This is a genomic window from Paenibacillus sp. OT2-17 (assembly GCF_009827695.1).
In the GTDB taxonomy this organism is placed as follows: domain Bacteria; phylum Bacillota; class Bacilli; order Paenibacillales; family Paenibacillaceae; genus Paenibacillus; species Paenibacillus polymyxa_B.
Window position 1 is genome coordinate 1 of the sequence record NZ_WUDQ01000102.1, and the last position, 10455, is coordinate 10455.

Below are 10455 nucleotides of genomic sequence, written 5' to 3' on the forward strand. Positions count from 1 at the left end.
TCCGTATCTACATTTCGCAGATACTTCGCATCCTCACCCCATTTGAACATCACTTCGGCATCTTCTTCCCTGACTGCGGCCAGTTTTATTCGTTCCCCATAAAATAAATTTTCGATCTTAATGGCTCTTCAGCTCCTATTATGAATTGTGTGCCATGTTTTCTGTCATAATTGTCATGCTATCCGATGTCCGCAATATAAGCTCTCCCTTTTAATTCAATGTTTAAATTTTACAAAATAATCAAACATAACACAACCAAATCATTACAGTTGTCATTGTGTGATACACAAAAAGACCTTGCAGCTGCAAGGTCTTCATATTCCTAGTATTTAAATAACATAGCAACCAGTTGATATCCAGCTCCAATCGTCCAGAACAGTACATAATCACCGCGCCGGATACGACCCGATTCAATACCTTCATATAGAGCAATGAACGGGCTACTGGTACCTGTGTAACCATATCGATCACCCACATAAATCATTTGGGCATCCTCTAGCTCCAAGTGATCCTGAATCTTCAATACATTTGCTAACGAGAACTGAGACAGACAATAAGCCCGTACATCCCGAGGCGTCAGCCCATTCTTTTTTAAAATGCGTTCAAGCAGATCAAATGTAGGAGGCAAGGCCATATTGGCGTCGAACGAAAGCCACTGAATATATTTTCCGGGGGCGTTCCTTTGGAGTGTTGCCGCTAACCCCTGAGCCGGGTACAAAATTTTATCTATATTGACTGGGTCCGTAAAATACATAGAATCTATAAATCCGGTGTCTTCTTCTGTACGCTCCAAAATAGCCGCACATGCAGCATCTCCATAGTTCGCATAAGTAATCTCATCCTCCGGACCGGAAATGAGTGAATTATAATCCGAACCGATAATAAGCGCTGTCCGCACGTCAGGATTAGATAACATAGACCGACTGACTTGATCGACAGCGACTGTCATCCCTGCACAATTCGCGTTGGAATCCATCACGGCCACATCATGTCTGGCCCCAATCGCCTGGTGAACAAACAATGCATTCATCGGAAACAGTGACTCAGGAACTTGAGTGGAGAACACGATCATATCCACGTCACGGCCTGTCATACCAGCCTGTTCCAGAGCTTTTAGCGCAGCCGCAATTCCCATTGTTAGACCGTTTTCGTTCGGATCATCAATGATATAACGCTGTTTTCTACCCATATGCTCCATGAAGCGTCGAATATCTTTGCCCCGCTCGTCAAAATGGCGAACATAGTATTCGTTATCCAACGAATGGGACGGATGATACACACCCAGTGCTTTTATTTTGATATGGCTCATCAGGCTTCCCCCTTACACATACATCAGCGCATTATTGTACAACAATATCTACGTTGTTTAATCCTGCTTCCCGTGCTACTCGACCAAGCTGCATTTTAATAATGGTTTGTTGAAGGCTGATGCCAAAGATTACTTTGGTAAATCCAGTTTCTTTATAACGTACAAATGAGCCCTTCAATTTTTCCACTTCTCCCGGACCCAAAAGTGCCATCTGGGTACAATCTACCTTGAGTGTAAAGCTGGACGCCTGAATGGATGAGGTTTTGGCTACATAATCTTTTACAAAGCTATCATACTCCTCCTGGCTAAAAACTCCATTCACCGCCATATGTACCGTTTTCATGGCTTGATCTACTTCGATAGTGTAAGGATGTTGACTCATTTTAGAAGGACTCCTTTAATTTCATTTTTTTGTCTATTAAGAGTATCGGAATAATAGGTAGAATTTTTAATATTAAATCAGATAATTCACCACTAAAATATTACAAATTTGTGAATATAAAAAACCGTCACTGCTCCTAGAAGAAGCAACTGACGGCTAGAAATTTGCGTATTCTCATATGAAATTAATTCGTAAACGTATGGCGACCGAGTGAGATGACAGCCGGGCGACTTTTACTCCATTTGGCTGTAGCAATGGCCGGGTTGTAATAAAACAAGGACCCATTGGTCGGATCAGCACCATTAAGTGCCTGTCTGGCTGCACGGTACGCAGTCTTGTTGGGTTTCAGGCGGTATTGACCATCCTGTACAGCGGTAAATTGACCAGGCTGCAAAATAACGTCCGGGATCGAGCTTGGAAACTCACCGGACTGAACACGGTTTAATACGACAGCGCCGACAGCCACTTGACCTTCAAACGATTCCCCGCGAGCCTCAGAATAAATGATACGAGCCAGTTGATCCAGCGCGGTTACGCGCACCTCTCCGAAGGATTCCAGCTTGGCTTGTGTAGCCGCTCCGGCTACTCCATCAGGTGTCAGACCGTTATCCCGTTGAAAACGAGCCACCGCTTTACTGGTCAGAGAACCATAGTACCCAGTAAACCCAGCCTTGAAATAACCGAGCGAATGAAGCTGCTGTTGAAGCTCCAGCACCCGTTCGCTTTGAACCCCTTTCTTCAAAGCTGACGTTTGTGCTTGTGCTTGTCCTGGTGCGACTGACAATACAGTACCTAACATACATGCGCAGGACAGGATTAAAATAGATAACTTTTTCATATTCCAGACAACCTCCTCTTTCATGTTCTGTCCGGTGCAACCATTCCGGCCTGTACAACTCAGGGACGTTTATCCGATGATGTTTCTTATGACATAACTTATGCCTAGCTGCAGAAATGACGCGTGGCTACATACGGAATGGGACAATCATGCTTTCACACGTCCGTTGCAGTATACCATAAGCCGCATTTACGTATCATCCGGCTCTGGTCCTAAGACTACCCAAGCAAATAAAACGCCATCCCTAAAGGGATGACGTGTATTAAGAACAATGGATCATGTTCTGACCACACTTGAATACGTGACTTTTTTCGCTATTTTTCGCTTCAACTTGCCCGGGACCGGAGCCTGATTTCTACTAATTCAAATCACATATCCGCGCACACATACATGGGCGTATGCATAGGGTAGCGTACGATCATCAAATTTCGAATAATAGAAAGGCAGGAAACGACGCGTGGATTCATATATGGATTACACCTCCCCTACTGTACAATTTACCTATGATTTAAGAGACAATGTTTTGTTTCAGAAGGATGCTCAAAACTCGATCAACGAGCTGTCGATCCAGCAGCTGAATACATTGGCGAATGTATCGCTGCTGGATATTCGCCTTAGCACAGCTAATGTTGTGGAGCCTCACTATCACCAAAATGCCACAGAACTGGTATACTGCATCTCTGGAGCAGTAACCGTGTCACTGATTAACCCCTTCACCCTCGAGTTACGACATTTTCCGATCACACCTGGCCAAGTGGCTAACGTTCCTCAGGGATGGTGGCATTATCTGGTCGCCACGATGGACAACACTCATTTGTTGACCATTTTTAATGCTCCGACCCCTGAATTCATACTGGGCTCCGACATTTTGCGGCTAACGCCAAGTAACATTCTGGCTCATACTTACTGCCTGAATGAGAATAAGATTCAGGAAGCACTCGCCCCAATTAAAAAGCCTGTCATCATCGGTCCTCCCAATGACTGCAAGCAGCAGCCCCCCCGAAAACCTGGGATACATGTAAGGCTTGCCGATACTTCACCCCACCCTCAGGTCGCCCCCCAAAGAGGTTACGCCCATACCAATGGATATCCTGGCTTCTCTTTTAATCCCTATCAAGAATAGGCTAACTCTAGTCAGGCCTTAAGTTCGAGGGAATACCTTTTCCCTGTATGTTCGCCGTTACCATAAGACCGTCCCTCTCATAAAATGCCAATGTATAAGAGGGGGTGATGGAATGGACGCTTATTACAACTGTTTGAACTGCATGAATAAAAAAGTGCGTATTCTCACCGTTGACGGAAAACAGTACGAAGGAACCATTATGGATGTGGATCGTAATAATGTGTACTTAAAAACAGAACGGAACGGACGTGTACAAACGTCTGCCTTTTATCCTGGCTACGGGTATGGGAATCAAATCTTAACTTTGAGCTTGTTCACCCTGCTGGCGATTGCGTTAATTTAATCTCTGTTCCATTGTCCGTTCCTGTCTATAGATGCCAATGTACCTCAAATGACAGCTGCCCAGCCCGGCACAGTTTGTGTAGGGCCTGTACGCTGTTATTTGAGGTGTTTTATCATACGTTCCATCCTCTAAAACACTTAACCCCCCATCGGTTATATACCGATGGGGGGTTAAGCTACTCATTTCAATTTAAACCCATAAAGACTTAGTAATGATAACGAGCAAAATGAACAGTACCAGGATAGCTCCTGTCGATGTCCATACTCCTGGGTAGCCCCCTACTGAACCGCCACCACAACCTCTTTCACATTCACTCATGGTCATTGCCTCCTTCAATTCAAGGTACAACATAGCTTATGTATTGAGCTTTCCTATGGACCGGGCTTTTCGGCAATGTTATGAATGTTTTCGCTGATGGGCATTAGCCTACACCTTTCCTAGGCAGGAGCATAGGATAACACAACTAATCTTGAAGGAGTGAAGCAATTGAATTCAAATCAAATGCTCAATTACAACGTTAATCAACCTTTTCCTCACCATCCTACCTCTCACCACGTCGTGGTGCACCCTGTAGATCCATACGTCGTAGAAACATTAAAATCGGTGATCGGCAAGTACGTTGTACTTGAGACAACACGTGGCAGAATTGATGGATGCGTAGTCGATTGTAAGCCCGACCATGTCATTTTAGATGTATACGGAAAAAAATTCTTTGTTAGAATCAGCGAAATCGTATGGATCATGCCCAACTAAACAAATCAGACATTAAAAATCCTCGCAGATCCCGTTCCGGATTCGCGAGGATTGATCATGATATGATTTTGCTAATCGAGCTCTCCTGCCAGTGAAGCCCGGAGTTCATCTATCGTTCCGTTGTATTCATCCAAATCGACTTGGCCTTGAATACCCGGAACACTGCCTGTGCTACTGTACTGCCAAGCCCACCAGTTATTCCAAGCTGGAACCGCGGTCGGCTTTTGCGTAGTGCTGTATCGGGCTACCCACAGTTTATACATAGAAAATGTAGGATCAAACTTGGAAGCAAAAACATTGCCCGTGTATACGATTGGCTGACGCCCGGTAAGCCTCTCCATTTCATCCAAAAAGGCATGAGCCACTTCACTAATTTGTGCAGGAGTAAGACCTTTGGGGTTATTTTCATAGTCCATCACAGGGGGCAGATCTAGCCTGCCTCCTGCTGAATCTATTGCCCTGGCAAAATTAGCTGCTTCCTGACGAGCTCCATCCGCGGTAGTAGCATTCAAAAAGTGGTAAGCGCCAACCAAGATGTTAGCATCTCTGGCACCCTGTACATTTATCAAAAATTGATTATCTTGATATTTTGTGCCCTCTGTAGCTTTAATAAAAGCAAATGTCTTACCTGCCGCTGCCACTTGCTGCCAATCAATATTGCCATTATAGTGTGAGACGTCAATTCCTTGCGCGTGTCCATCAGAAGAAATCGCAGGTACAACAGGTATGGTAGGTATAACGTCCTCGGTAGTTGATGGCTCCTCCGTTTCCTGATCCAACGCTATAACAACCTTACCATCATCCGCATTGAGTACATGAAAGGGTGTGCTGTGATTAAGATCAACCACAATACGTACCGATGCGGGGGTTGTACTAAACATGGAGTATCTTACTTGGGAAACATCTGGATCTTCAGTGACTGGAAAACTTCCTTGTCCACTACTGTCAAATGATTGCGATGCTAGAAATTCCTCAGAAAACGTTGAACTAGGTATGTCTACAACAATACGGTCTGCATGAGTCAACGTAGTTACTTTGGGGGTTGCTTTTCCATTAACAGCTATAGTCAATTGGTGATTAGCGAAGCTAATTTGGTTTATAGCTGTACGCGCACTCTCTTTAGGATTACTTACAGCTGGAGTAGCAGAATGATCATGAGTGGACTCGCTATTGTCGCTTGAAGTAGGCGGAGTCGTCAGGAACACAGTTTTAAGCTCGTTGTTCCAGGCCACATCAATCCCTGTCTGTTCAGACACAAAGCGAAGCGGAACATAAGTCGTCCCCTCTCTAAGCAAAGGCGCTACAGCCAATCCCATTTGATGATCATTGACAGAGGCTATGGGATTGTTGACCTGAAGACTGAGGTTAAGATTTTGCTTATGTATAGTTATGGTCCCTGTCTTGGACTCCCAATTCACGCTATAACCCAATTCCTCTACAATGAGACGGAGTGGAACCAGTACATTCCCCTTTACTTCTTGAATCTGAACACCTTTGCCAACACTTATATCTTTACCATCCAACTGAAGATGTGAACTCGAAGATGCAGCATGACTTTCTCTTGGAAATGCTAGTAGAAACAGAAACAAAAAAGCAAATAAACAAATTTTCTTCATTATGTACCCTACCATTCTCTAAATTTTCGCTTATGAAATTCTTGCACTCTATGATTCTCAGGACCTCCATTTTGATAGACGCGAATCATATGTAAAAAGTTACGATTAATTCAGTATATATTTCAGTCTTATCATACAAAAGTACTAAAAAACTCTGCCAGCTATACAGCAAGCAGAGCTTTTTCCAGTTTTATTAATCTAGTTTACTAGCAATCTTATCCCAAACGAATACTTCATGTTCACACTGTTAAAAATGTTAACCCTATAAGAATGATCGAAGTAACAGACAGTACCAGTAAGGGAAGCATTGCTTTCTCCCGCAAAGCCTTAAAGCTCACATTCAGCCCCATGCCTACCATAGCCATCGTTAACATAAAGGTGGTAACTTGAGAAATTCCGTTCGTCAGACTAGATGGAACTACAATATATTTTCCAAAAACATAGCTGCCCACAATACTTGTAGCCATAAAGCCGATGAGGAACCAGGGGAACTCCACTTTAGCGTCTGTATGAATTTTTCCAGTTCGTTTCATCCAAACCATTAAAACAAAGCTGAGCGGTATGAGTAAGAAAACACGCCCCAGTTTGGCTAATAAGCCCATTGCAAGTGCATCCTGTCCGGCAGGCGCTGCAGCTAAGGCCACATGTGCAATTTCATGTAAACTGATACCCGACCAGATTCCATATTGCATATCCGTCAAAGGAAGCCAGGGCCGAAGCACAGTAAACAAAATGGCAAATACCGTTCCAACCAAGGCAATGAGTCCTACCCCTATGGCTGTATCCTCATCTTTGGATTTTAACAAGGGAGAAACCGCTGCAATCGCTGCTGCACCGCAAACTCCTGTTCCAATACCAAGAAGAAGCGAAAGCGAAGCATCTGCCTTGAAACGTTTTGCCAGCCAAACCGTAAAAAAGATGGAAAATACAACAGTGCCCACATCACGCAAAAGTAAACCAAGTCCATGATGAATGACAACATCCATGTTCAACTTCAGCCCAAATAACACAATAGCTCCACGTAGTATTTTCTTTGCTGAAAACTCAACTCCCAAGCGCACAGCTTCAGGGTATCCCCACAACTGTCGGTACAGAATAGCGAGAAACATGGCACAAGCCAATGGACCTACATAATGAAAGCCTGGCAATTCGTTCAGGCCATAGCCTGCCAAAGCAAATAACATCGTGAGGACAATGCCAAATATACGCTGGAATAATCGACCTCTGTTCGAAAATAATTTGGTGTGTTGTGTATGACTGTTCATGGTGAACCCCTCCAATTCTACATGCATCCAGCTTAATATGTTTTTTGTCATAAGAAAAATAAATCATTATAATAATGATAATAAGTAAATAGATATGATGAATTTGGAGGAATGGGCCTTGGACCAATCTTTAATCGTATTTGTTATGGTCGCGGAGAAACAAAATTTCACACGAGCTGCCGAGGTGTTACACATGACCCAACCTGCGGTAAGTCAATATATTCAAACGCTGGAACGTAGCGTAGGAACCCGCCTCCTGGAGCGTAGCAATAAGTATGTACGCTTAACCAAAGCAGGTGAAATTGTGTATCATCATGCTCAGGAGATTATCCGTCTCCATACACGGATGCAGTATTTGGTGGACGAGCTGATGCATACAGCAAAAGGAAACCTGTCGATCGGCGCAAGCTACACGTATGGCGAATATGTGCTGCCGCATGTGATCGCGCAAATGAGGGTCCGGTATCCACTCATTCAGCCCTCCATTACCATCGGCAACACCCAGGAAATTGAAAAACTCATGATCCATAATCAACTGGATGTAGGCATTATCGAAGGAGAATTTCAGCATGACCATTTACACATCGAATCATTTGCTGATGATAGAATGTATATCGTCGTTCCGCAAAATCACCGTTTGGCTGGTAAATCTCAAGTGGATGTAAGTGAGCTGCAAGAGGACATCTGGATTCTGCGGGAAGAAGGTTCTGGAACCCGGGAAGCGGCTGAAAAAATGTTTGCACGGTTTCAGTTCTCCCCTTCTCATATGATGAATTTTGGCAGTACACAGATCATCAAAGAGTCTGTAGAAGCAGGCTTGGGGATTTCTTTGCTGTCCCAATGGGTCATTCAGAAGGAACTTGCTCTGGGAACATTAAAAGTACTGGATATTCGTAATCTTCCGGTTATTCGAAAATTCTCCTTCCTAACTCCTTCTTCGACATTTGAAACGAAAGCAAGCACCGCTTTTTTGGAGATTTTGCGAAGTTATAATGTGAAAAGGTAAAGTGCAGAAACAACGAAAAAAGCACCCATTAAGGTGCTTTCAACATAATCATTATCATGTTTTTTTATGAGGAAAGATGATCCTTACCATGATAGAAGAAATGAGAAAAATCAGCGTAGCTTCCTTGGAATTGTTGCATATCATGAGCAGCAATACCTACAAAATTTCCTGTAAAACCCCCGGATAAAAAGCTGATATCCTGCATTTCAAAAAGCCGCTTCCAAGCAGGTTTGTCTCCGACTCCATAATAAAATTGCCCGTGGGATGCATGGACTTCCACAGCTAAATGTATAGGAAGATCGTCCTGAAGCGTAATTGCTTGAGGAACTAAGGTAAATGTATTGGCTTCACATCGCATCATGCGCAGTACCTTCCCTTGCCCCTCCTCATAGCTAATATAGGCGTACAAATAATCTTCTTCATTAAGGTACAGTAGTAGCCCCGCCATTTGTAAATAGCTTGTCGGCTTATACTCCAATGCTGTTTCTACCCGGAAATGATGATCCGTTTGCCGAATGGCAAGCACGTGATGCTGGAACAGACTTTGAATGGATTCTCCAGCCAGAATGCGAAGGTAGCCTGGGCGCTGGCTTAATGAACACCAGCTATCGTCCGCCAGGATACGCAATGTGTTCCACGTTTTATCTAATGTGGGTCCCTCGAAAAAATCCTCAAAAACATAACTCTGCTGCTCTTGCTTAACCGAGAACATCCCTTGAGGTGCGGGTACCTCCAATTGAGGTGTATGGCCCCCAGCAGTTAATCGGAGCCAGCCTTCATCATTCCAGTACACTTGCTGCAAGGCTGTTTCCCGTCCTAAAATGGCATATTTCCCCTCTACTGGACGTGTGCATAAATGAGCCATGTACCATTCGCCGTCTGGTGTTTGTACAAGACTGCCATGTCCTGCGCATTGTAACGGGAAATCAAGTTGATCACGTGACGTAAGCATTGGATTGTGCGGGTCTACTTCATATGGCCCGGATATCTGCTTCGAGCGTGCTACGGTAACGGCATGCCCCGTACCCGTTCCGCCTTCCGCTGTAACAAGATAATAATATCCGTTTTGCTTGTAGATGTGAGGCGCTTCTGTTTTCTTCAAAGGAGTACAATCAAAGATTTTAACAGGCTCGCCAATGAGCTGTTGTTGCTTGCTGTCATACTCCTGCATGACTATACCGGAAGATTTATTGCTTTCCAACATGCGGTAATCCCACAATGCGTTCAACAGCCATTTACGTCCGTCCTCATCATGAAATAAAGACGGATCAAATCCGCTACTGTTAAGATAAACGGGGTCCGACCACGGTCCTTGGATCGTAGGCGCCGTCATCACAAAATTATGAACATCCTTGAACGGACGTTTGGTGCTTTTCACATCCGTATAGAGCAGATAAAAAAGGTCATCTGCATAGCTAAGCTGCGGTGCCCAAATGCTACAATTTTTAGGATTACCTCTTAAGTCAACCTGATCGGTCAAAATATCTGTGCAATGCTCCCAATTTGCCAAATCTTTGGACTGGTACACCCGCACTCCAGGCAGCCACTCAAACGATGACACCACAATATAGTAAGTATCTTCGACACGTGTAATACACGGATCGGGATTAAAGCCTTTTAATATGGGATTTTGGATCATCATGAGACCTCACTTCTCCTTACTTCCAAAATGTAACTTCAGCAAAAACCTGTTCCTTGCTCCATGCTTCTGTTCCCGCTTCAAAACAATCCGCCCAAGTAACACGCTGCTTACGTAACGCAGCAACTTCATCGGGTCCGTTATATTCCTGATAACAGACCGTTTTCTCGTTCGCAACATT

Annotated in this window: 11 protein-coding genes; 4 read left to right on the forward strand and 7 right to left on the reverse strand. The window is 44.1% G+C overall.

From position 1 onward, the window contains the following. Positions 1-322 precede the first annotated feature (322 nt). The 3 genes from GRP75_RS13455 to GRP75_RS13465 all read right to left on the reverse strand — a co-directional run bounded on the left by GRP75_RS13455 (position 323) and on the right by GRP75_RS13465 (position 2529). A complete protein-coding gene (locus tag GRP75_RS13455) occupies positions 323-1309 on the reverse strand; it encodes a ketoacyl-ACP synthase III (protein ID WP_160789550.1) in 987 nt (328 codons plus the stop codon). A gap of 31 nt (positions 1310-1340) precedes the next feature. Then, entirely contained in the window at positions 1341-1691 is a 351-nt protein-coding gene (locus GRP75_RS13460; protein ID WP_013311042.1) for a hypothetical protein, read from the reverse strand. Positions 1692-1875: 184 nt separating this feature from the next. Then, positions 1876-2529: a cell wall hydrolase gene (locus tag GRP75_RS13465; protein WP_023989405.1), complete on the reverse strand. Its 654-nt coding sequence runs from the start codon at positions 2527-2529 to the stop codon at positions 1876-1878. 457 nt (positions 2530-2986) lie between these two features. Here GRP75_RS13465 and GRP75_RS13470 point away from each other — a divergent pair, with 457 nt between their 5' ends. Next, entirely contained in the window at positions 2987-3652 is a 666-nt protein-coding gene (locus GRP75_RS13470; protein ID WP_023989406.1) for a cupin domain-containing protein, read from the forward strand. A 112-nt stretch (positions 3653-3764) separates the two neighbouring features. Next, entirely contained in the window at positions 3765-3995 is a 231-nt protein-coding gene (locus tag GRP75_RS13475) for an LSm family protein (RefSeq protein ID WP_028540505.1), read from the forward strand. A 189-nt stretch (positions 3996-4184) separates the two neighbouring features. Here the strand turns inward: GRP75_RS13475 and GRP75_RS30315 are convergent, their stop codons facing one another. Beyond that, positions 4185-4313, reverse strand: a complete 129-nt coding sequence (locus GRP75_RS30315; RefSeq protein ID WP_013371969.1) for a hypothetical protein — start codon at positions 4311-4313, stop codon at positions 4185-4187. A gap of 168 nt (positions 4314-4481) precedes the next feature. Between GRP75_RS30315 and GRP75_RS13480 the strand changes: the two genes are divergently transcribed. Beyond that, entirely contained in the window at positions 4482-4748 is a 267-nt protein-coding gene (locus GRP75_RS13480) for a DUF2642 domain-containing protein (protein WP_025719729.1), read from the forward strand. A 71-nt stretch (positions 4749-4819) separates the two neighbouring features. Here GRP75_RS13480 and GRP75_RS13485 read toward each other — a convergent pair whose 3' ends face one another. Both GRP75_RS13485 and GRP75_RS13490 read right to left on the reverse strand, forming a co-directional pair. Next, positions 4820-6364 (reverse strand): GH25 family lysozyme, encoded by a 1545-nt coding sequence (locus tag GRP75_RS13485; protein ID WP_023989409.1) that lies wholly within the window; start codon positions 6362-6364, stop codon positions 4820-4822. Positions 6365-6603: 239 nt separating this feature from the next. After that, positions 6604-7629, reverse strand: a complete 1026-nt coding sequence (locus tag GRP75_RS13490) for a YeiH family protein (RefSeq protein ID WP_160789551.1) — start codon at positions 7627-7629, stop codon at positions 6604-6606. 118 nt (positions 7630-7747) lie between these two features. Between GRP75_RS13490 and GRP75_RS13495 the strand changes: the two genes are divergently transcribed. Then, a complete protein-coding gene (locus GRP75_RS13495; protein WP_023989411.1) occupies positions 7748-8635 on the forward strand; it encodes a LysR family transcriptional regulator in 888 nt (295 codons plus the stop codon). A gap of 64 nt (positions 8636-8699) precedes the next feature. Here GRP75_RS13495 and GRP75_RS13500 read toward each other — a convergent pair whose 3' ends face one another. After that, positions 8700-10277 carry a glycoside hydrolase family 43 protein gene (locus GRP75_RS13500; RefSeq protein WP_028540502.1) on the reverse strand — a complete coding sequence of 526 codons (1578 nt, stop codon included), beginning with the start codon at positions 10275-10277 and terminating at the stop codon, positions 8700-8702. Between the last annotated feature and the right edge of the window lie 178 nt (positions 10278-10455).

Excerpts from the sequence above, each read along its gene's own strand:
- GRP75_RS13460 (WP_013311042.1), bottom strand. The coding sequence starts at position 1,691 with ATGAGTCAACATCCTTACACTATCGAAGTAGATCAAGCCATGAAAACG.
- GRP75_RS13490 (WP_160789551.1), bottom strand. The coding sequence starts at position 7,629 with ATGAACAGTCATACACAACACACCAAATTATTTTCGAACAGAGGTCGA.
- GRP75_RS13465 (WP_023989405.1), bottom strand. The coding sequence starts at position 2,529 with ATGAAAAAGTTATCTATTTTAATCCTGTCCTGCGCATGTATGTTAGGT.
- GRP75_RS13455 (WP_160789550.1), bottom strand. The coding sequence starts at position 1,309 with ATGAGCCATATCAAAATAAAAGCACTGGGTGTGTATCATCCGTCCCAT.
- GRP75_RS13475 (WP_028540505.1), top strand. The coding sequence starts at position 3,765 with ATGGACGCTTATTACAACTGTTTGAACTGCATGAATAAAAAAGTGCGT.
- GRP75_RS13485 (WP_023989409.1), bottom strand. The coding sequence starts at position 6,364 with ATGAAGAAAATTTGTTTATTTGCTTTTTTGTTTCTGTTTCTACTAGCA.
- GRP75_RS30315 (WP_013371969.1), bottom strand. The coding sequence starts at position 4,313 with ATGAGTGAATGTGAAAGAGGTTGTGGTGGCGGTTCAGTAGGGGGCTAC.
- GRP75_RS13500 (WP_028540502.1), bottom strand. The coding sequence starts at position 10,277 with ATGATGATCCAAAATCCCATATTAAAAGGCTTTAATCCCGATCCGTGT.